The following is a 20,688-nucleotide window of genomic DNA, read 5'->3' as shown; positions in this document are numbered from 1 at the left end:
TTCGCCGACTCCGTAGGCCAGCCAGGCAAGCCACACAAACAAAAACGCCCCGACAAGTCGGGGCGTTTTCAGGTGCGGCTAAGGCTTAGCGCGGGAATGCTGGCGGGTTTACACCGGCCATGTCTTCCATCACGCGAACCACCTGGCAGCTGTAACCGAATTCGTTGTCGTACCAAACGTACAGAACAACGCGGTTGTCTTGGCTGATGGTTGCTTCAGCGTCCACAACACCTGCGTGGCGCGAGCCAACGAAGTCGGTCGAAACCACTTCCTGCGAGTTGACGAAGTCGATTTGCTTATGCAGATCGGAGTGCAGCGCCATGTAGCGCAGGTACTCGTTCATCTCTTCACGGGTGGCGGCTTTCTCAAGGTTCAGGTTGAGGATTGCCATCGACACGTTCGGCGTTGGAACACGGATCGCGTTACCGGTCAGCTTGCCGGCCAGCTCAGGCAGGGCCTTGGCAGCAGCAGTGGCAGCACCGGTCTCGGTGATTACCATGTTCAGCGCGGCGCTACGACCACGGCGATCGCCTTTGTGGAAGTTGTCGATCAGGTTCTGGTCGTTGGTGTACGAGTGAACCGTTTCAACGTGACCGTTGATGATGCCGAACTTGTCGTTCACAGCCTTGAGCACCGGCACGATGGCGTTGGTGGTGCAGGAGGCGGCGGAAACGATCTTGTCGTCAGCGGTAATTTCACCGTGGTTGATGCCGTGAACGATGTTCTTCAGCTTGCCTTTGCCAGGCGCGGTCAGAACAACGCGGTCGATGCCCGGGCAAGCCAGGTGCTGGCCCAGGCCCTCGGCGTCACGCCATACACCGGTGTTGTCCACCAACAGAGCGTCTTTGATGCCGTACTGGGTGTAGTCCACTTCAGTCGGGTTCTTCGCGTAGATAACCTGGATCAGGTTGCCGTTGGCGGTGATGGTGTTGTTGGCTTCGTCGATGGTGATGGTGCCGTTGAACGGACCATGAACCGAATCGCGACGCAGCAGGCTGGCGCGTTTGATCAGGTCGTTTTCAGCGCCTTTGCGCACAACGATGGCACGCAGACGCAGGCCGTCGCCACCGCCGGTTTTTTCAATCAGGATGCGCGCCAGCAGACGGCCGATACGACCGAAGCCGTACAGTACAACGTCAGTGCCTTTGCGTGCGGAAGCGTTCTGCTGGCCTACAACGTCGGCCAGTTCTTCACGGACGAACTGCTCGGCCGTGCGACCTTTGCCTTCGGCCTTGAACTTGACTGCCAGCTTGCCCAGGTCTACCGAAGCGGCGCCGAGCTTGAGCTCGCTCATCGCTTTGAGCAGCGGGAATGTTTCGTGAACGGACAGTTCGGCGTCATCGGACTGACGATGGCGAGCAAAGCGGTGAGCTTTGAGAATCGCGATGACAGACTGGTTGATCAGGCTGCGGCCATAGATCGAGCTCACCACGTTGTTATTGCGGTAAAGCTGACCGATAAGCGGAATCATCGCTTCTGCGAGTGCTTCACGGTCGATCCATTCACCAAGACACTGGTCGGGCTTCTGAGTCACGGGAACCTTCCACATGTAGGGGCTGAAAAAAGGGGCTACATTATGCCGCCGAGTCGTCTGCGGAGCAATGCACGCCTATCGCAACATGCTTTTCCTTTCGTCGGCGGTAGTCTGCAACTGACAGCCGGCACCTTCGCCCGCTACAATTACCGACTTTGTCGCAACGCTGGAGCTCAACCTTCCGTGCCCGTCCTGCGTCTACCGCTTCTCCCTGCCGCGGCAGGTAAACAGCACTGGGGCAACCTGCCCGGTGCCGCCCTGAGCCTGGCCATTGCCGAGGCCGCCAGCGCTGCCAAGCGCTTTACCCTGCTACTGACCGCCGACAGCCAAAGTGCCGAACGGCTGGAACAGGAGCTGAGTTTCTTCGCCCCCGAATTGCCGGTGCTGCATTTCCCGGACTGGGAAACCCTGCCTTACGACCTGTTCTCGCCGCACCAGGACATTATATCCCAGCGCATCGCCAGCCTGTATCGGCTGCCCGAGCTGAGCCATGGCGTTTTGGTAGTGCCGATCACCACCGCCCTACATCGCCTGGCTCCCACCAAGTTCCTGCTCGGCAGCAGCCTGGTGCTGGACATCGGCCAGAAGCTCGACGTCGAGCAAATGCGCACGCGGCTGGAGGCCAGCGGTTACCGCTGCGTCGATACAGTTTATGAGCACGGCGAATTCGCGGTACGTGGCGCGCTGATCGACCTGTTCCCGATGGGCAGCAAACTGCCCTACCGCATCGACCTGTTCGATGACGAAATCGAGACCCTGCGTACCTTCGACCCGGAAAACCAGCGCTCCATCGACAAGGTCGAATCGGTCAGGCTGCTGCCCGCCAAAGAATTTCCGCTGCAAAAGGAAGCCGTGACCCGCTTCAAGGCACGCTTTCGCGAGCGCTTCGATGTCGATTTCCGCCGCTGCCCGATCTTCCAGGACCTGAGCAGCGGCATTACACCGGCCGGTATCGAGTACTACCTGCCGCTGTTCTTCGATGAAACCTCGACGCTGTTCGACTACCTGCCGCAGGACACTCAGGTGTTCTCCCTGCCGGGCATCGAACAGGCGGCGGAGAATTTCTGGAACGACGTGCGCAACCGCTACGAAGAGCGCCGTGTCGATCCATCCCGGCCATTGTTGCCGCCGGCCGAGCTGTTCCTGCCGGTGGAAGACTGCTTCGCACGCCTCAAGAACTGGCCGCGCGTGGTTGCCAGCCAGCAAGACGTCGAAACCGGTGTCGGCCGCGAACGTTTTCCCGCTACACCGTTGCCGAACCTGGCCATCGAAGCCAAGGCCAACCAGCCGCTGCAAGCGCTGTCGAATTTCCTTGATGGGTTTTCCGGGCGCGTGCTGTTTACCGCCGAGTCGGCCGGTCGCCGCGAAGTACTGCTGGAACTGCTGGAACGCCTGAAGCTGCGACCGAAAACCGTCGACAGCTGGCCGGACTTCGTCGCCAGCAAAGAACGCCTGGCGATCACCATCGCACCGCTGGACGAAGGCCTGGTGCTGGACGATCCGGCCCTGGCGTTGATTGCTGAAAGTCCGTTGTTCGGTCAGCGAGTGATGCAGCGCCGTCGTCGCGAGAAGCGCGCCGATGCCAATAACGATGCAGTGATCAAAAACCTCACCGAGCTGCGCGAAGGCGCGCCGGTGGTGCATATCGATCATGGCGTTGGCCGTTATCTGGGCCTCGCGACCCTGGAAATCGAAAACCAGGCCGCCGAGTTCCTGACCCTCGAATACGCCGAGGGCGCCAAGCTTTATGTGCCGGTGGCCAACCTGCATTTGATCGCCCGCTACACCGGCAGCGACGATGCACTGGCGCCGCTGCATCGCCTCGGCTCCGAGACCTGGCAAAAAGCCAAACGCAAAGCCGCTGAACAGGTGCGTGACGTCGCCGCCGAACTGCTCGACATCTATGCTCGCCGCGCGGCTCGCGAAGGTTATGCCTTTGCCGATCCGAAAGCCGATTACGCAACCTTCAGCGCCGGCTTCCCGTTCGAAGAAACCCCGGACCAGCAAACCACCATCGACGCGGTACGCGAAGACATGCTCGCGCCGAGACCAATGGACCGACTGGTCTGCGGCGACGTCGGTTTCGGCAAGACCGAAGTGGCGATGCGTGCGGCATTCATTGCCGTGCACGGCGGCCGTCAGGTCGCGATTCTGGTGCCGACCACCCTGCTCGCCCAGCAACACTACAACAGCTTCCGCGACCGCTTCGCCGACTGGCCAGTGACCGTGGAAGTGATGAGCCGCTTCAAGTCGACCAAGGAAGTGAATGCCGCCGTTGCCGACCTCGCCGAAGGCAAGATCGACATCGTCATCGGCACGCACAAGCTGCTGCAAGACGACGTAAAGATCAAAAACCTCGGGCTGGTGATCATCGACGAAGAACACCGCTTTGGTGTGCGTCAGAAGGAACAGCTCAAGGCCCTGCGCAGCGAAGTCGACATCCTGACCCTGACCGCCACGCCGATTCCGCGCACGCTGAACATGGCGGTGTCGGGCATGCGTGATCTGTCGATCATCGCCACGCCACCAGCGCGACGTTTGTCGGTGCGCACCTTCGTCATGGAACAGAACAAGAGCACGGTCAAAGAGGCCCTGCTCCGTGAGTTGCTGCGTGGCGGCCAGGTCTATTACCTGCACAACGATGTGAAAACCATCGAGAAATGTGCCGCCGATCTCGCCGAGCTGGTGCCGGAAGCACGGATCGGCATCGGTCATGGGCAGATGCGCGAGCGCGAACTCGAACAGGTGATGAGCGACTTCTATCACAAGCGCTTCAATGTGCTGATCGCCTCGACCATCATCGAGACCGGCATTGACGTGCCGAGCGCCAACACCATCATCATCGAGCGTGCCGACAAGTTCGGCCTGGCGCAGCTGCATCAATTGCGTGGCCGCGTCGGTCGCAGTCACCACCAGGCTTACGCCTACCTGCTGACACCGCCGCGCCAACAGATCACGCCAGACGCGGAAAAACGCCTGGAAGCGATCGCCAATACCCAGGACCTCGGCGCGGGCTTCGTGCTGGCCACCAACGACCTGGAAATCCGTGGCGCCGGCGAACTGCTGGGCGACGGTCAGAGCGGGCAGATCCAGGCCGTCGGTTTCACCCTGTACATGGAAATGCTCGAACGCGCGGTTAAATCCATCCGCAAGGGCGAGCAGCCAAACCTTGATCAACCGCTGGGTGGCGGTCCGGAAATCAACCTGCGCTTGCCAGCGTTGATCCCGGAAGACTACCTGCCGGACGTCCACGCACGACTGATCCTCTACAAACGCATCGCGTCGGCAACCGACGAGGATGGCCTCAAGGACCTGCAAGTGGAGATGATCGACCGCTTCGGCCTGCTGCCGGAACCGACCAAGAACCTGGTGCGCATGACCTTGCTGAAACTGCAGGCAGAGCAACTGGGGATCAAGAAAGTCGACGGCGGCCCGCAAGGCGGTCGTATCGAGTTCGGCGCACAAACGCCGGTCGATCCGCTGGTGCTGATCAAGCTGATCCAGGGTCAACCCAAACGCTACAAATTCGAAGGCGCCACGATGTTCAAATTCATGGTGCCAATGGAGCGCCCGGAAGAGCGCTTTAATACAGTGGAGGCGCTGTTTGAGCACCTCACTCCAAAATCTGCTTGAAGGACGCCGCATGCGCCTGTTTCGTTCATTGACCCTGTTGTTGACCCTCGTTGCCCCGACGGCGTTTGCCGACAGTTTGTATCAGGTTGAAATGATCCTGTTCCGCCAGAACGCCGTGCCGGCCATTACCAGCCGCACCGCACCGGAAGACTGGGCTGCCGGTGCACGGCCGATCAGTGCCGACAGCCTGCGCACCCCAAGCCTGAATGCCGAGGCTGAAAAACTGCGCGCCAGCGGCGATTACACGGTGTTGCTACACAAGGCCTGGCAACAGAGTCTTGGCGAGGACGCGAGAAAAATCTCGATCAGCGACGGCAAGGAGCAATTCGGCCAGTTTCCGATCGAAGGCTCGCTGAACCTGAAGCTCGGGCGCTTCACCGATGTCGACGCGAACTTCTGGGTCAACCAGTTCGATGCCTATGGCCGGGTTACCGCCAGCGAACGCCTGAAGCAGCAAAGCCACACCAAAAACGGTCAGCTCAACTACCTCGACAACGGCCACCTGGCGCTGCTGATCAAAATCACTTCGCTCTCTGCACCTGCGCGTCCGCCAGTCCCTGACGTTCTCCCGGACTGATTGAAGTCCCCATGCCCCCGAACCTGAGCAAACCCCTGGCCCCTTCCTGGGTCAGCCGATTCAAGGAACAAAGCCTGGAGCGTGGCCGCCGCTACGCACTGGAAAATCGCGCCAGGATCGTCGAGGCCGGCGACAGCACCATCACCGCCAGTTGCGAAGGCTCTGGCGGCAATGTTTACCGCCAGACCATTACGCTGCGCGAATCCACCAAAGGCACTCTGTTACTGGTCGATGCAACGTGCAGTTGCCCGGTGCGCGTCAACTGCAAGCATTGCGCTGCAGTGTTGCTCAAAGTCCAGGAAACCCTTGAGTACCCGGCCGCCGCCAAAGATGCCGAGCTGCTGGAAAAACTGCAGGCGGTCCTCGAAAACCGTACGCCCGCACCTTTACCACAACTGCTGGTGGACAACGTGCAACCGGTGCCGCGTCTGTGGCTGGCGAGCATCGAGTTCAGCGCCTTCGAACCGCGCAACGGCAAAATGCAGCGCTACATCCAGCACCGTGCCGCGCTGTCGTTCAACTATCTGGATGAATACGTCAGCGGACAGAAAAATGCCGACATCCTGATCCGACAGGAACAGCAAACGCTACGAATCAAACGCCAGCCGGACGTCGAAAAAGCCTACCGGGAACAGCTGCGAATCCTTGGATTCAGAGTGGCGACCCGCCAAAGCAAAGCCTTGCCGGAAAGCGCCGGCGAACTGTATGAGATGGTCAACGACAGCGCCTGGCTGACATTCACCCTCAATGAGTTGCCCAAGTTGCGCACCCAAGGCTGGGAGCTGCAAATTGACGAAGACTTCGGCTTTGACCTGACGGCGGTCGATGACTGGTACGCCACGGTCGAAGAGGCGCCGGAGCGCGACTGGTTTGATCTGGAGCTGGGGATTATCGTCAATGGCGAGCGCCTTAGCCTGCTGCCGATCCTGCTGAACCTGATGCGCTCGCACACCGAGATTCTCAACCCGGAACGCCTGGCCAGACGCCGCGACGATGAACTGATTCTGGTGAACATCCCGCACCGTCCGAACGCCGAATCCGGCCCTTTGCAGGTCGCGCTGCCGCTCGGTCGTTTAAAGCCTGTGCTGGCGACCCTTGGCGAGTTTTACCTGCAAGAGCCCGGCGAAACCCGGTTGCGCCTGAGCAGCGCCGATGCCACCCGCCTGAATCCGCTGGAAGACATGCCTCTGCTTTGGGAAGGTGGCGAGCACATCCGCACCTTCGCCCAGCGCCTGCGTGACATCAAGGATTACACGACCGAAGCGCCCGAAGGGCTGAACGCCACATTACGGCCTTACCAGCTTGAAGGCTTGAGCTGGATGCAGTCGCTGCGGCAACTGGAAGTCGGCGGCATCCTTGCGGACGACATGGGCCTGGGCAAAACCCTACAGACCCTGGCGCATGTACTGACCGAGAAAAACGCCGGCCGCCTGGACCGGCCGTGCATGGTGGTAATGCCCACCAGCCTGATTCCCAACTGGCTCGACGAAGCGGCGCACTTTGCTCCACAACTCAAAGTGCTGGCGCTGTATGGCACTGGACGTAAAAAGCATTTTGAGCATTTGGCCGAATACGACCTGATCCTCACCACGTATGCGCTGCTGCCCAAGGATGTCGAACGCTTGGCAACGCAGCCATTGCATGTGCTAGTGCTCGACGAAGCGCAATACATCAAGAACCCCAACAGCAAGGCCGCTCATGCGGCGCGAGAGCTCAATGCCCGCCAGCGCCTATGCCTGAGCGGCACACCACTGGAAAATCACCTGGGCGAGCTGTGGTCGCTGTTTCACTTCCTGCTGCCCGGCTGGTTGGGCGACGTGAAAAGCTTCAATCGCGATTACCGCGTACCCATCGAAAAACGCGCCAGCGATGTACGACTGCAACACCTGAACGGTCGGATCAAGCCGTTCCTGCTGCGTCGAACCAAGGAACAGGTCGCCACCGAACTGCCACCGAAAACCGAGATCGTCCATTGGGTCGAGCTCAACGAGGCGCAGCGCGACGTTTACGAAACCATGCGCCTGGCCATGGACAAGAAGGTCCGCGACGAGATCACCCGCAAAGGCGTGGCGCGCAGTCAGATCATCATTCTTGAAGCGCTGCTCAAGCTGCGGCAGGTGTGCTGCGACCTGCGGCTGGTCAATGAGGCCGCCCTGCCCACGCGCGGCAGCACCTCGGGCAAGCTCGACAGCCTGATGGAGATGCTTGAGGAACTGTTCGAAGAAGGCCGCAAGATCCTGCTGTTTTCACAGTTCACCTCGATGCTCTCGCTGATCGAAGACGAACTGGATAAACGCGGCATCGCTTACGCGCTGCTGACCGGGCAAACCCGCGATCGACGTACTCCGGTGAAAGACTTCCAGAGCGGCAAGCGTCAGATTTTCCTGATCAGCCTGAAAGCAGGCGGCGTTGGCCTGAACCTGACAGAAGCCGACACGGTGATTCACTATGATCCATGGTGGAACCCGGCAACGGAAAACCAGGCCACCGACCGCGCTTACCGGATCGGCCAGGAGAAGCCGGTGTTCGTCTACAAGATGATTGCCCGCGGCACCGTCGAAGAAAAAATCCAGCACCTGCAAAAGGAAAAGTCCGACCTCGCGGCCGGCGTACTGGATGGGCGTTCGACCGGGGACTGGAAGCTGCAGAGCGACGATATCGAAGCGTTGTTTGCGCCGTTGCCGGACAAATCGAAGATTTAGCGGTGACTGCAAGATCGCCATCGCGGGCAAGCCTTGCTCCTACGGTTTTTGAGTCGATCGCGATATTTGCGGTCAACATGGATCTGTAGGAGCAAGGCTTGCCCGCGATGGGGTCAACTCGGTGTAACGAATGTTTAACCTTTAAGCACCCGCGCCAACGTCGACTTCACTTTGCCCATTCCGTCATGCAGCGCTTGCTCGATCTCGGCCATGGTAATCACCGCCGTCGATTTGCCCGCCGCCGGGTTCACCACCAGCGCCAGACACGCGTAATCCAGCTCCAGCTCGCGAGCCAATGCCGCTTCCGGCATACCGGTCATGCCGACGATGTCGCAGCCATCACGCTCCAGGCGGGCGATCTCGGCAACGGTTTCCAGCCGCGGGCCCTGGGTGCAGGCATACACACCGTGACTGCTGTAGGCACAGCCTTCAGCCGCCAACGCGGCAATCAACTGCTCGCGTAATGGTTCGCTGTAGGGATAGCTGAAATCGATGTGGGTGACCTGCTCCAGGTCATCGGCAAAATAGGTGTGCTGGCGACCGCTGGTGTAATCGATCAATTGATGAGGCACGCAGAAATGCCCGGTGCCCATGGCGGCATGAATCCCACCGACCGCATTGACCGCCAGAATCGCCTGCGCGCCTGCCTGCTTCAATGCCCACAGGTTGGCCCGATAATTCACCTGATGCGGCGGAAAACGGTGCGGATGGCCGTGACGAGCGAGAAACAGCACTTCCCGCCCAGCGTATTCACCGACCTGGATCTCGGCCGATGGTGCGCCGTACGGCGTGTCCAGAGCCAATGACTGGCGAATGCTCAAGCCTTCGAGCTGGGTCAGGCCGGTGCCACCGATAATCGCGTAAACCGTCATTGCAAAAAGTCCTTAATCAATCAGTTGGGCATCTTTGAGCGCGCCAAGAGCGGTAAGCCAGCGCGGATCCTGCCGGTAATCGGTGCTGGCGAACGACTGGCTGCGCATCCGCGCGATGCGTGCAGACGGCTTGACCTTCAGGCGTTGAGCCGCGCTCAGCGCCAGTTCGGCGGCCGCACGGTCATTGCACACCAGGCCCATATCGCAACCCGCAGACAGCGCCGCTTCGATCCGGCTGGCAGCGTCGCCGACAACATGAGCACCGGCCATCGACAGATCGTCACTGAAGATCACCCCGTCAAACTGTAATTCTCCGCGCAGGATGTCCTGCAGCCAGCGGCGCGAGAAGCCGGCGGGCTGCGAGTCGACCTGTGGGTAGATCACGTGAGCAGGCATCACCGCCGCCAGCTGCTTGCTCAAGCGTGCGAACGGCACGAGGTCCTTGGCGCGGATTTCCTCGAGACTGCGCTCGTCATTCGGAATCGCGACGTGCGAATCGGCCTCCGCCCAGCCATGGCCAGGGAAGTGCTTGCCGGTCGCCGCCATGCCCGCGCTGTTCATGCCGCGAATGAACGCCCCCGCCAGCAAGGCCGCACGTTCCGGATCACCTTCGAACGAACGGGTGCCGACCACGGCACTGCGCTGGTAGTCGAGGTCCAGCACCGGGGCAAAGCTCAAGTCGAGGCCGACAGCCAGCACTTCGGTCGCCATGATCCAGCCACATTGCTCGGCCAGGTATTCGGCGTTCGGGTTGTCAGCAATCGCCCGCATGGCAGGCAGACGCACGAAACCCTGACGCAGGCGCTGCACCCGACCGCCCTCCTGGTCCACCGCCAACAGCAGGTCAGGACGCACCGCACGAATCGACGCACTCAACTCTCGGACCTGGCGCGGATGCTCGATATTGCGCGCAAAAATGATCAGTCCACCCACTTCGGGCTGACGCAACAGTTGGCGATCTTCGGCCGTCAGCCAGGTACCGGCGACGTCCACCATCAACGAGCCTTGCAGGCCAGCAGTCATAAAAATTCCTTGATAACGAAAAGCGCGCGCGGCGCATCTTTGAAGAGCCCGGCCCGATGCAGACACACGACTTCGCCACCAAGGGTAATACCCGGCGGAACGTGGTCGGTAAAAGAAAAATCGAGCGGGTCTGAAACGAGAGTCGGCATGGGCGGCTAGCTTAGCGGATGTAAGCTGCCGCGCCCACCCGTGAACTGTTAAACCTTGGCGGCGACGGGTGCCGATTTGCTGCGAGGACGCAACTGGGCCGACGCCATGGCCTCGTCGGTGACGCCGGTTTCTGCGCGCATGCCAGCAGCCAGGAACGGCACCATCAGACGCATCACCTGCTCGATCGAGGTGTTCACCCCGAAATCGGTCTCGGCGATAGCGCGCAAGGCCTTGATCCCCGACATGCTGAACGCCGCTGCGCCGAGCATGAAGTGCACGCGCCAGAACAGCTCGATAGGCGGAATACGCGGCGCGGCTTCATTGACCAGCAGCATGTAACGACGGAATACCTTGCCGTACATGTCTTCCAGGTAACGCCGCAAATGCCCCTGGCTCTGACTGAATGCCAGCCCCAACAGGCGCATGAAGATAGACAAATCGTTGCCGCTGCGTGGCTGCACCACAAGGGCTTGTTCGACGAGAATTTCCAGCAGTTCTTCAAGGCTCGGCTTGCTGTCCGGCTTGGCCTGACGGCGCTCCAGCTCACGATCGAGACTGATGCAGAAAGGCCCGAGAAAACGCGAGAAAACTGCCTGAATCAAGGCCTTCTTTGAGCCGAAATGATAATTCACTGCCGCCAGATTGACCCCAGCCTTGCTGGTGATCAGCCGCAATGAAGTTTCGGCAAAACCTTTTTCCGCGAACAACTGCTCGGCAGCATCGAGAATGCGTTCAACGGTTTCCGACTGGGCCATGGCTACTCCGCCTGACAAACACTTGTTTGAAACATACGTTTCAGCCTGAGCATTGTCAAGCCTGCCTGTTCGTTTTGCGAACGGTCGGTCAGCTATTTAACCATACAAGTCGGGAGCTGTAGCCAGTCCTACAAGCAGCAAGCTGACGATCTGTAAACCTACCGTCCAGCGGTCAGATAAAAAAGGAGGATTGCCAAGACCACTCCACTGTATATAATCCCAGTCACTGTATAAAAAGACAGAGCGATCGACATGATAAAACTGACGCCACGCCAAGCTGAGATTCTGGCTTTTATCAAACGCTGCCTCGAAGACAACGGCTATCCGCCGACCCGTGCAGAAATCGCCCTGGAGCTTGGCTTCAAGTCGCCCAATGCTGCGGAAGAACACCTCAAGGCACTGGCGCGCAAGGGTGCAATCGAAATGACGCCCGGCGCTTCACGCGGCATTCGCATCCCGGGCTTCGAAGCCAAGGCCGACGAGTCCACCCTGCCCATCATTGGCCGGGTTGCTGCCGGCGCTCCGATTCTCGCTCAACAGCACATCGAAGAATCCTGCAACATCAACCCTTCCTTCTTCCATCCACGTGCCGACTATTTGTTGCGCGTTCACGGCATGAGCATGAAGGATGTGGGGATTTTCGACGGTGACCTGCTTGCCGTGCACACCACGCGCGAAGCCCGTAACGGCCAGATCGTGGTTGCGCGGATCGGCGACGAAGTGACCGTCAAGCGCTTCAAGCGCGACGGCAGCAAGGTCTGGCTGATTGCCGAAAACCCCGAGTTTGCCCCGATCGAAGTGAACCTGAAAGATCAGGACCTGGTGATCGAAGGCTTGAGCGTCGGCGTCATTCGCCGCTAAAAGGAGGCGTTATGCAGTTCCCTCACACACCACAGCACACACAACTTCCGCTGTTCGAAGCGTTCATGGCGCAGCCGTTGGCGCCGACTCTCAAAGACGTGGTCGAGTCACCCTGGAGCGCCGAACCCGAAGTGTTCAGTGAGCTGTCATTGCGTGGTGCGGCTGGGAGCTGCCTGAACCTTCTGGCCCCCATCCTCAGAGAGTTGAGCCAGGACAAGGACGCTCGCTGGCTGACACTGATCGCGCCACCCGCCAGCCTGACTCAAGCCTGGCTGCGAGATGCCGGCCTGAACCGCGAACGCATTCTGTTGCTACAACCGCGGGGAACACAAAGCGCCCAGCAACTGGCGTGCGAAGCCTTGCGCCTGGGCCGCAGTCACACCGTTGTAAGCTGGCTGAACCCGTTGAGTTCCAGCGCGCGCCAACAGCTGATCAGCGCCGCCCGTACCGGGGATGCTCAAAGTCTGAATATTCGGCTGGGCTAAGTGACACTCACTGTGCACTTGAAAGGCGCAGGGCTTCTCCAGGACAGAGAAGCCAATCTGTAACATCAACGTGAAATGATGCCCTGCGAAAAGCCGACGAACGGAATCAATGAAGAATCCGCGGCCCTTCTTCTTTGTCGAATTCGCCTTCAACCAAGCGTCCAGCCATCTGCACACCCACGCTCAACATCGCCTTGGCGACTTCAACGTGCTGGCCCTGCAGGAATGCTTTGGCGTCTTCAGAGAAGTTCAAAGTCACCAGAGAACCCTCGTCCTCAGCTCTGCGCAGCTCAATACGGCCGTCTGGCAGTTCGACAATTTCTAGAAAGGACGTTGGCATAAAAGTCTGTTCTCCACGAAAGGCGGGGATTATATAGCCATCAGCGCGGCTTCGCTCGGGATCTTGACCGGCTGCACGTCACCGAAACCCATGCTGAAGATCATCCCTGATCCATGGCCATCACTGAACACTCAGCATTCCGTGCGCAGATTCAGCACTCATTCAACCCTTCGCGAAACCGAATCGCCAAGTCCTTGAGGTTCTGACGCCAGCTTTCCAGCTCTTCTCGACTCAACTCTTGAGGCGCCTCTTCTTCATCGAGGTTAACCGCCATGATCAGCGGTTGGGTCACGTCACCCTTGGGCTTGTGCGGCACGCGTGGCGGTTGAAACAGCGCGGCATGGGCAGCCAAAAGCTTTGCCAGCCAGGTTTCAGGGTTATTCGCCAACTCGACCATCTCCGCCATTTCCGGAATAGCGATGGTCTCGAGCACTTCACGAGTCAGCAACAATTCTGCTCGCGGTGCATTGGCCTGAGGCAAACGGTAAAAACCGGCAATCTCATGACACAAGCCCAGCAGTGCGCCGTACAAGTGAAACAACGCTGACTCACGCCCGGCCTGGATCAGCGCCAGGGAATTCATTGCCCGCCCCTCTTCCGCCCGGGCCAGCGCCTCAAGCGACAGACCGGCAAAGTAAATTTTCTGATTGGTACGGGTATAGAGCTCAAAGGCCATGACGGCAGTCTCCACAACGAAATAAGACGCGTAATGCAGGTCTGACAGTGTCATGGATCAGACAAGCCGACTGCAAGCACAAAACAAAAGGCCGCATGAAAACCCGAGGGTTCGCATGCGGCCTTTGGCGTCGCATTGCCCGATTATTTGGCTACGCGCTTGTCTTCAACCACCCACTTGCCACCGTCGTAGAATGCCTTCCAACCGGTAGGCTTGCCCTCGACTTCGGTCTGCACGTACTGCTCCTTGGTCTTGCGGCTGTAACGGATCACTGCCGGGAGACCATCCGGGTCCTTCTTCGGCGCCGCGCAGAGGAAGTGGTACTTCGGATCGATCTCATCCTTGTGCGGCACGATCTCGATCACCAGCGGAGCACGGGTCTCGCGGTTTTTCGGGAACTGGCTCGCCGCCAGGAACAGGCCGGAAGCACCGTCACGCAGAATGTAGGTGTCGTTGACCTTCTCGCACTTGAGCTCGGGCATCTTCACCGGATCCATCTTCGGCGGTGCCGCGTCACCGCTCTTCAGCAGTTTGCGGGTGTTCTTGCAGGTCGCGTTGGTGCAACCGAAGAACTTGCCGAAACGACCAGTCTTCAACTGCATTTCGCTGCCGCACTTATCGCACTCCAGGCTCGGACCTTCGTAGCCCTTGATGCGATAGCTGCCTTCTTCGATCTCGTAACCTGCGCAATCCGGGTTGTTACCGCAGATGTGCAGCTTGCGCTTCTCATCCAGCAGGTAAGCATCCATCGCGGTACTGCAGATCGGGCAGCGATGCTTGCCACGCAGCACCAAAGACTCCGACTCACCCTCGTCGTCCGCAGCGATTTCATCGCCCGGTACCAGGTTGACAGTGGCTTTGCAGCGCTCTTTTGGTGGCAGGCTGTAGCCCGAGCAACCAAGGAACACACCGGTCGATGCTGTACGAATCTGCATCGGACGACCGCAGGTGAGGCACGGAATGTCGGTCATGACCGGCTGATTGGCACGCATGCCGTTTTCCGCGCTCTCGGCTACTTCGAGTTTCTTCTTGAAGTCGCCGTAGAACTCGTCCAGCACGTTTTTCCAGTCGCGCTCACCCTGGGCGACGTCATCGAGGTTCTCTTCCATGCCCGCGGTGAAGCCGTAGTCCATCAGGTTCGAGAAGCTTTCGGACAGACGCTCGGTGACGATGTCACCCATCTTTTCCGAGTAGAAACGACGGTTGTGCAGCGCGACGTAACCGCGGTCCTGGATAGTCGAAATGATCGCCGCGTAGGTCGAAGGACGACCGATACCGCGTTTTTCCATTTCTTTAACCAGGCTCGCTTCCGAGTAACGTGCCGGTGGCTTGGTGAAGTGCTGGCTTGGATCAAGCTTGATCAGCTTCAGCACATCGCCTTGAGCCATGTCCGGCAGCACATCGTCGTCGCCAGGCTTGGCCATTTGCGGCATGACGCGGGTGTAACCGTCGAACTTCAGGATGCGGCCCTTGGCACGCAGCTCGAAGCCGCTAGCTGCGACGCTGACGGTGGTCGACAGGTATTTCGCCGGCAGCATCTGGCACGCGACGAATTGGCGCCAGATCAGCTCGTAGAGACGCTCAGCGTCACGCTCCATGCCCGACAGCTTGCTTGGATCGGTATTCACGTCAGAAGGACGAATCGCTTCGTGAGCTTCTTGCGCGCCTTCCTTGCTGCTGTAGACGTTCGGTGTTTCCGGCAGGTACTTGCTACCGAACTCACCTTCAATATAAGTACGCGCCATCGCCACGGCATCAACCGAGAGGTTGGTCGAGTCGGTACGCATGTAAGTGATGTAGCCAGCTTCGTACAGACGCTGGGCCATCATCATGGTTTTCTTCACACCGAAGCCCAGGCGGTTACTGGCAGCCTGTTGCAAGGTGGACGTGATGAACGGTGCCGACGGCTTGCTGCTGGTCGGTTTGTCTTCGCGCTTGGCGATGGTGTAGCTGGAAGCCTTGAGCTTCTCCAGCGCAGCCATGGCCTGGGCTTCGTTGAGCGGCTTGAAGGCTTCGCCGTTTTCACGGGCCACTTCAAAACGCACATTGGCGCCCTTGGCAGTGCCAAGGTCAGCGTGAACTTCCCAGTACTCTTCCGGGTTGAACGCACGAATCTCGCGCTCACGCTCCACCACCAGCTTCACGGCTACCGATTGCACACGGCCGGCAGACAGACCGCGAGCGATCTTGGCCCACAGCAGCGGCGAAACCATGTAACCCACCACGCGGTCGAGGAAGCGACGCGCCTGCTGGGCATTGACCCGATCGATGTCCAGCTCGCCCGGCTGGGAGAAGGCTTCCTGAATCGCCTTCTTGGTGATTTCGTTGAACACCACGCGCTTGTAGCGGCTGTCATCACCACCGATGGCTTCGCGCAGGTGCCAGGCAATGGCTTCCCCCTCGCGATCCAAGTCGGTTGCGAGATAGATGGTGTCAGCATCTTTGGCGAGCCGGCGCAGCTCTTCGATGACCTTTTCCTTGCCCGGGAGTATCTCGTACTTGGCTTTCCAGCCATGATCGGGATCGACCCCCATGCGCGAGACCAGCTGCTTGCGCGCCTTTTCTTTAGGCGACAGCGCCGGCACTTCACCAGCAGCAGCCTTGCCGCGCTTGGCAGCAGGCTCTTTGCTGGCGCTAGCCGAACCGCTGGTGGGCAGGTCTCGGATATGGCCGATACTCGACTTCACCACGTATTGGTTACCCAGATACTTGTTGATGGTCTTGGCCTTAGCCGGGGATTCCACAATGACCAGCGATTTGCCCATGGATCAGAAAATTCCTGAATTCTAGAAGTGAAAGGCGGTTGGCGCCTGACGCGGCACCGCTATATATAGTGGCAACAAGGTGAGGTCAAGCGCAGGGTTCTGCGCGCTCTCAGCTTATGGCCTTGAAAAAAGGCTTGGTTCGGCCTGCACCAAAGCAAAGCGTGGGACCTGTTCGCCGTCAACTTCGACCGACTCCAGGAACATGCTCAAGGGACGCACCCAAAAGCCGTAATCGCCATACAGGGCTTGGTAGAAGACCACTTCTTCTTCGGTCTCGGAATGCCGCGCAACACTGAATACGCGGTACTGCGGACCTTTGTAATGCTGGTAGAGCCCTGGTTGTATCGGCATGGTCTGGCCCTCACTCAAATCACTTGAAATAAAAAACAAAAAAAATCTTCAGAAAAACAAAAACCGGGGCACTTGGCCCCGGCTTCCGTCGACGAATCGCTTAAACGCGTTCGAAAACGGTGGCAATGCCCTGGCCGAGGCCAATGCACATGGTCGATACACCGAAGGTGCCGCCATTCTGCTTCATTACATTGAGCAGCGTGCCGGAGATACGTGCACCGGAGCAACCGAATGGGTGGCCCAGGGCGATCGCGCCGCCGTGCAGGTTAACCTTCTCGTTCATCTTGTCGAGCACTTTCAAATCTTTCAGCACTGGCAGGGCCTGTGCAGCGAAAGCTTCGTTGAGTTCGAAGAAGTCGATATCGGCAATACCCAGACCTGCACGCTTCAGTGCTTTCTGTGTCGCCGGTACTGGACCATAGCCCATGATCGCCGGATCCACACCTGCCACTGCCATCGAGCGGATCACCGCCATCGGCTGGATGCCCAGGTCCTGTGCACGCTGCGCCGACATCACGATCATGCACGAAGCACCATCGGTGATCTGCGACGAAGTACCGGCTGTCACGGTGCCACCCTTTGGATTGAACGCCGGCTTCAACGCCGCCAGGCTTTCCAGGGTGGTTTCCGGACGGATGGTTTCGTCGTAGTCGAACAGTTTCAGGAAACCGTTCTCGTCGTAACCCTGCATCGGGATGATTTCGTCTTTGAACTTGCCTTCCACCGTCGCTTTATGGGCGAGTTGGTGGGAGCGCACGCCGAAGGCATCTTGCTGCTCACGGGTAATGCCGTGCATTTTGCCGAGCATTTCAGCGGTCAGGCCCATCATGCCCGAGGCTTTCGCCGCGTACAGCGACATGTGCGGGTTCGGATCGACACCGTGCATCATGCTCACGTGACCCATATGCTCGACGCCGCCAACCACGAACACGTCACCATTACCGGTCATGATCGCTTGCGCTGCGGTGTGCAATGCACTCATCGACGAGCCACACAGGCGGCTGACGGTCTGGCCGGCAGCCGTGTGCGGGATCTGAGTCATCAAGGACGCCATGCGGGCGATGTTCCAGCCCTGCTCCAGGGTCTGGTTCACGCAGCCCCAGATCACGTCTTCGACTTCGCTCGGGTCGACCTTGACGTTGCGTTCCAGCAACTTGCTGATCAGGTGTGCCGACATGTCTTCGGCGCGGGTGTTGCGGTGCATGCCGCCCTTGGAGCGGCCCATCGGAGTACGACCGAAGTCGACAATCACGACGTCTCTAGGATTCAAGCTCATATAATTTCACTCTCGCTCTAGTGTGGGCGCTTAACCGAAGAAGCTCTGGCCGTTTTTGGCCATCTCGCGCAGCTTCTCGGTCGGGTGGTACAGCGCGCCCAAATCAGCGTACTGGTCAGCCAGGGCAACGAACTCTGCAACACCGATTGCGTCGATGTAGCGCAGTGCACCGCCACGGAATGGAGGGAAACCAATACCGTAGACCAGACCCATGTCGGCTTCGGCAGCGGTTTCGACGATGCCGTCTTCCAGGCAACGCACGGTTTCCAGGCACAGCGGGATCATCATCCAGTTGATGATGTCTTCGTCAGTCACTTCACGCTGTTCGAAGACGATTGGCTTGAGCACTTCGAGTACCGACGGATCGGCTACTTTCTTCTGCTTGCCGCGCTTGTCGGTCTCGTAGGCGTAGAAGCCCTTGCCGTTCTTCTGGCCCAGGCGCTTGGCTTCATAGAGCACGTCAACGGCCGAACGACGGTCGTCTTTCATTCGGTCCGGGAAGCCGTCAGCCATCACGTCACGACCGTGGTGACCAGTGTCGATACCGACCACGTCCATCAGGTACGCCGGGCCCATTGGCCAGCCGAATTTTTCCATGACCTTGTCGATGCGGACGAAGTCCACACCGGCGCTGACCAACTTGGCGAAACCGCCGAAGTACGGGAACAGAACGCGGTTGACCAGGAAGCCCGGACAGTCGTTGACGACGATCGGGTTCTTGCCCATTTTCTTGGCGTAGGCAACGGTGGTGGCAACGGCCAGCTCGCTGGACTTCTCGCCACGAATGACCTCAACCAGCGGCATCATGTGCACCGGATTGAAGAAGTGCATGCCGACGAAGTTTTCCGGACGCTTGAGGGCCTTGGCCAACAGGCTGATGGAAATGGTCGAGGTGTTCGACGCGAGGATGGTGTCCTCTTTGACCTTGTCTTCGACTTCGGCCAATACCGCTTGCTTGACCTTAGGGTTCTCGACAACGGCTTCGACCACCAGGTCGACGTGGCCGAAATCACCGTAGGACAGGGTTGGACGAATGCCGTTGAGCACTTCGGCCATTTTGGCTGCGGTCATGCGGCCTTTATCAACGCGGCCAACCAGCAGTTTCGCGGCTTCGGCCAGACCCTGCTCGATACCGTGCTCGTTGATGTCCTTCATCAGGATTGGCGTGCCTTTGGACGCCGACTGATAAGCGATACCGCCCCCCATGATACCGGCGCCGAGTACGGCAGCCTGTTTCACGTCTTTGGCGATTTCGTCGTAGGCCTTGGCTTTTTTCTTCAGTTCCTGATCATTCAGGAACAGACCGATCAAGCTCTGCGCAGCAGAGGTCTTGGCCAGTTTGACGAAGCCGGCAGCTTCAACTTCCAGAGCTTTGTCGCGACCGAAGTTCGCGGCTTTCTGGATCGTCTTGATCGCTTCAACCGGCGCCGGATAGTTCGGGCCAGCCTGACCGGCCACGAAACCTTTGGCGGTTTCGAAAGCCATCATTTGCTCGATGGCGTTCAGCTTGAGCTTTTCCAGCTTCGGCTGACGCTTGGCCTTGTAATCGAACTCGCCGGAAATGGCGCGCTTGATCAGTTCCAGGGCCGCTTCCTGCAGCTTCTCTGGAGCGACCACCGCATCGACTGCGCCGACTTTCAGCGCATCTTCCGGACGGTTTTCCTTACCAGCGGCAATCCACTCGATGGCGTTGTCGGCACCGATGATGCGCGGCAGGCGAACGGTACCGCCGAAGCCTGGGTAGATGCCCAGTTTGACTTCCGGCAGACCGATCTTGGCCGTGGTGGACATGACGCGGTAGTCCGCCGCCAGGCACATTTCCAGACCGCCACCCAAAGCGATGCCGTTGATCGCGGCCACGGTTGGTACATTGAGGTCTTCGAAATCGCTGAAAATCTTGTTGGCTTCGAGGTTGCCAGCAACCAGCTCTGCATCCGGCAGCTTGAAGTTGTCGACGAATTCGGTGATGTCGGCACCGACGATGAATACGTCCTTGCCACTGCTGACGATCACACCCTTGACCGACGCATCTGCCTTGATGGCGTCTACGGCCGAACGTAGTTCGTTCAGGGATAGACGGTTGAACTTGTTGACGGACTCACCCTTGAGGTCGAATTTCAATTCGACGATGCCACTTTCAAGAGCCTTAACCGTGATGGCTTTACCTTCGTAAATCATCAACTGATCTCCACGATATGGAAGCTGAACAGTACACGTCGGACGCTGACGTTCTGGCTCGGCATGGACGTTACCGTCGATGCTAACGCCATCCCACCAGGCACACCCGCCAACGCGATAGTCGGGATTCTGTAGGAGCCGTCTGTAATACAAACGCTCAATTCATACGCCCGTTTGATTTGGGTACGCCACCTTCACGGAATTTCCGACAATTGTCAATCGCCCAAAAGACGGGTTATCACTCGACTTTGCGGTCATATCCGTACCACGAAGACCTGCAACACGCGGATGCATGTTCAACTATTCATAGAATCAATATTTAGAAACGTCGCCCTAATTAGCTGCGCAACTCGAAATACAAGCTACGCTGGCCGGGGACGATAAACGAAAAAACAGAGGCGCTTATGGCGAACGCCAAGCGCAAGATCAACGCCACGCCTTGGGCAGCGTGACGATTCAGCGAATTACCGGCCTGCCTGGCCACTCCAGCCCGATGACGATGTCGGGCTT

16 protein-coding genes are annotated in these 20,688 nt (G+C 58.9%); 5 read left to right on the top strand and 11 right to left on the bottom strand.

Translation table 11 applies throughout. The features are described from left to right. Nucleotides 1-85: 85 nt before the first annotated feature. Nucleotides 86-1,549, bottom strand: coding sequence for a glyceraldehyde-3-phosphate dehydrogenase (locus AABM55_RS10160; RefSeq protein WP_054593180.1), 1,464 nt, complete (start codon nt 1,547-1,549; stop codon nt 86-88). Between the two features lie 168 nt (nt 1,550-1,717). Between AABM55_RS10160 and mfd the strand changes: the two genes are divergently transcribed. The 3 genes from mfd to AABM55_RS10145 are packed head-to-tail and all read left to right on the top strand — an operon-like array spanning nt 1,718 to nt 8,446. Then, on the top strand, nt 1,718-5,167 hold the full coding sequence (gene mfd / locus AABM55_RS10155; RefSeq protein WP_347929453.1) for a transcription-repair coupling factor: 3,450 nt from the start codon (nt 1,718-1,720) through the stop codon (nt 5,165-5,167). Nucleotides 5,168-5,177: 10 nt separating this feature from the next. Further along, on the top strand, nt 5,178-5,744 hold the full coding sequence (locus tag AABM55_RS10150; protein ID WP_347929452.1) for a CsiV family protein: 567 nt from the start codon (nt 5,178-5,180) through the stop codon (nt 5,742-5,744). 11 nt (nt 5,745-5,755) lie between these two features. Beyond that, nucleotides 5,756-8,446, top strand: a complete 2,691-nt coding sequence (locus tag AABM55_RS10145) for a DEAD/DEAH box helicase (RefSeq protein ID WP_347929451.1) — start codon at nt 5,756-5,758, stop codon at nt 8,444-8,446. A 134-nt stretch (nt 8,447-8,580) separates the two neighbouring features. On the opposite strand, the gene AABM55_RS10140 is transcribed toward AABM55_RS10145, so the two are convergent. Genes AABM55_RS10140 through AABM55_RS10125 form a run of 4 tightly spaced genes read right to left on the bottom strand, consistent with a single transcriptional unit; the run spans nt 8,581 to nt 11,246 of the window. Continuing rightward, nucleotides 8,581-9,318, bottom strand: coding sequence for an S-methyl-5'-thioinosine phosphorylase (locus tag AABM55_RS10140; RefSeq protein WP_103315332.1), 738 nt, complete (start codon nt 9,316-9,318; stop codon nt 8,581-8,583). Between the two features lie 12 nt (nt 9,319-9,330). Next, nucleotides 9,331-10,329, bottom strand: coding sequence for a beta-N-acetylhexosaminidase (gene nagZ, locus AABM55_RS10135; protein ID WP_173859960.1), 999 nt, complete (start codon nt 10,327-10,329; stop codon nt 9,331-9,333). Nucleotides 10,330-10,337: 8 nt separating this feature from the next. Then, a complete protein-coding gene (locus AABM55_RS10130) occupies nt 10,338-10,490 on the bottom strand; it encodes a hypothetical protein (RefSeq protein WP_158248910.1) in 153 nt (50 codons plus the stop codon). Nucleotides 10,491-10,538: 48 nt separating this feature from the next. Continuing rightward, nucleotides 10,539-11,246: a TetR/AcrR family transcriptional regulator gene (locus AABM55_RS10125; protein ID WP_054593186.1), complete on the bottom strand. Its 708-nt coding sequence runs from the start codon at nt 11,244-11,246 to the stop codon at nt 10,539-10,541. 252 nt (nt 11,247-11,498) lie between these two features. Between AABM55_RS10125 and lexA the strand changes: the two genes are divergently transcribed. Both lexA and sulA read left to right on the top strand, forming a co-directional pair. Continuing rightward, nucleotides 11,499-12,107: a transcriptional repressor LexA gene (gene lexA / locus AABM55_RS10120; protein WP_054593187.1), complete on the top strand. Its 609-nt coding sequence runs from the start codon at nt 11,499-11,501 to the stop codon at nt 12,105-12,107. Nucleotides 12,108-12,118: 11 nt separating this feature from the next. Continuing rightward, nucleotides 12,119-12,592 carry an SOS-induced cell division inhibitor SulA gene (gene sulA, locus AABM55_RS10115; protein ID WP_103315334.1) on the top strand — a complete coding sequence of 158 codons (474 nt, stop codon included), beginning with the start codon at nt 12,119-12,121 and terminating at the stop codon, nt 12,590-12,592. A gap of 106 nt (nt 12,593-12,698) precedes the next feature. Here the strand turns inward: sulA and AABM55_RS10110 are convergent, their stop codons facing one another. The 6 genes from AABM55_RS10110 to fadB form a co-directional block, all read right to left on the bottom strand. After that, complete coding sequence (locus tag AABM55_RS10110) at nt 12,699-12,932, bottom strand: hypothetical protein (protein ID WP_019692745.1); 234 nt, start codon at nt 12,930-12,932, stop codon at nt 12,699-12,701. Between the two features lie 151 nt (nt 12,933-13,083). Next, the gene (locus tag AABM55_RS10105; RefSeq protein WP_054593191.1) at nt 13,084-13,608 is read right to left on the bottom strand and encodes a DUF6586 family protein; all 525 of its coding nucleotides are present in this window, start codon (nt 13,606-13,608) and stop codon (nt 13,084-13,086) included. Nucleotides 13,609-13,751: 143 nt separating this feature from the next. Beyond that, nucleotides 13,752-16,373 carry a type I DNA topoisomerase gene (gene topA, locus AABM55_RS10100; protein ID WP_054593192.1) on the bottom strand — a complete coding sequence of 874 codons (2,622 nt, stop codon included), beginning with the start codon at nt 16,371-16,373 and terminating at the stop codon, nt 13,752-13,754. 114 nt (nt 16,374-16,487) lie between these two features. Next, nucleotides 16,488-16,724, bottom strand: a complete 237-nt coding sequence (locus tag AABM55_RS10095) for a DUF1653 domain-containing protein (protein ID WP_019692748.1) — start codon at nt 16,722-16,724, stop codon at nt 16,488-16,490. Nucleotides 16,725-16,824: 100 nt separating this feature from the next. Then, nucleotides 16,825-18,000: an acetyl-CoA C-acyltransferase FadA gene (fadA, locus tag AABM55_RS10090; protein WP_019692749.1), complete on the bottom strand. Its 1,176-nt coding sequence runs from the start codon at nt 17,998-18,000 to the stop codon at nt 16,825-16,827. A gap of 30 nt (nt 18,001-18,030) precedes the next feature. Continuing rightward, a complete protein-coding gene (gene fadB / locus AABM55_RS10085) occupies nt 18,031-20,178 on the bottom strand; it encodes a fatty acid oxidation complex subunit alpha FadB (protein WP_347929450.1) in 2,148 nt (715 codons plus the stop codon). Nucleotides 20,179-20,688 lie beyond the last annotated feature (510 nt).

It is taken from the genome of Pseudomonas helvetica, assembly GCF_039908645.1.
GTDB lineage: Bacteria > Pseudomonadota > Gammaproteobacteria > Pseudomonadales > Pseudomonadaceae > Aquipseudomonas > Aquipseudomonas helvetica.
Note: the sequence above shows the minus strand (reverse complement) of the source record. Positions and strands in the feature narration are given on the sequence as shown.

What these genes read in the sequence shown, in the direction of transcription:
- AABM55_RS10160 (WP_054593180.1), bottom strand. Translation starts at nt 1,549, where the DNA reads ATGTGGAAGGTTCCCGTGACTCAGAAGCCCGACCAGTGTCTTGGTGAA.
- AABM55_RS10150 (WP_347929452.1), top strand. Translation starts at nt 5,178, where the DNA reads ATGCGCCTGTTTCGTTCATTGACCCTGTTGTTGACCCTCGTTGCCCCG.
- AABM55_RS10145 (WP_347929451.1), top strand. Translation starts at nt 5,756, where the DNA reads ATGCCCCCGAACCTGAGCAAACCCCTGGCCCCTTCCTGGGTCAGCCGA.
- AABM55_RS10140 (WP_103315332.1), bottom strand. Translation starts at nt 9,318, where the DNA reads ATGACGGTTTACGCGATTATCGGTGGCACCGGCCTGACCCAGCTCGAA.
- AABM55_RS10130 (WP_158248910.1), bottom strand. Translation starts at nt 10,490, where the DNA reads ATGCCGACTCTCGTTTCAGACCCGCTCGATTTTTCTTTTACCGACCAC.
- AABM55_RS10125 (WP_054593186.1), bottom strand. Translation starts at nt 11,246, where the DNA reads ATGGCCCAGTCGGAAACCGTTGAACGCATTCTCGATGCTGCCGAGCAG.
- lexA (WP_054593187.1), top strand. Translation starts at nt 11,499, where the DNA reads ATGATAAAACTGACGCCACGCCAAGCTGAGATTCTGGCTTTTATCAAA.
- sulA (WP_103315334.1), top strand. Translation starts at nt 12,119, where the DNA reads ATGCAGTTCCCTCACACACCACAGCACACACAACTTCCGCTGTTCGAA.
- AABM55_RS10110 (WP_019692745.1), bottom strand. Translation starts at nt 12,932, where the DNA reads ATGCCAACGTCCTTTCTAGAAATTGTCGAACTGCCAGACGGCCGTATT.
- AABM55_RS10105 (WP_054593191.1), bottom strand. Translation starts at nt 13,608, where the DNA reads ATGGCCTTTGAGCTCTATACCCGTACCAATCAGAAAATTTACTTTGCC.
- topA (WP_054593192.1), bottom strand. Translation starts at nt 16,373, where the DNA reads ATGGGCAAATCGCTGGTCATTGTGGAATCCCCGGCTAAGGCCAAGACC.
- AABM55_RS10095 (WP_019692748.1), bottom strand. Translation starts at nt 16,724, where the DNA reads ATGCCGATACAACCAGGGCTCTACCAGCATTACAAAGGTCCGCAGTAC.
- fadA (WP_019692749.1), bottom strand. Translation starts at nt 18,000, where the DNA reads ATGAGCTTGAATCCTAGAGACGTCGTGATTGTCGACTTCGGTCGTACT.
- fadB (WP_347929450.1), bottom strand. Translation starts at nt 20,178, where the DNA reads ATGATTTACGAAGGTAAAGCCATCACGGTTAAGGCTCTTGAAAGTGGC.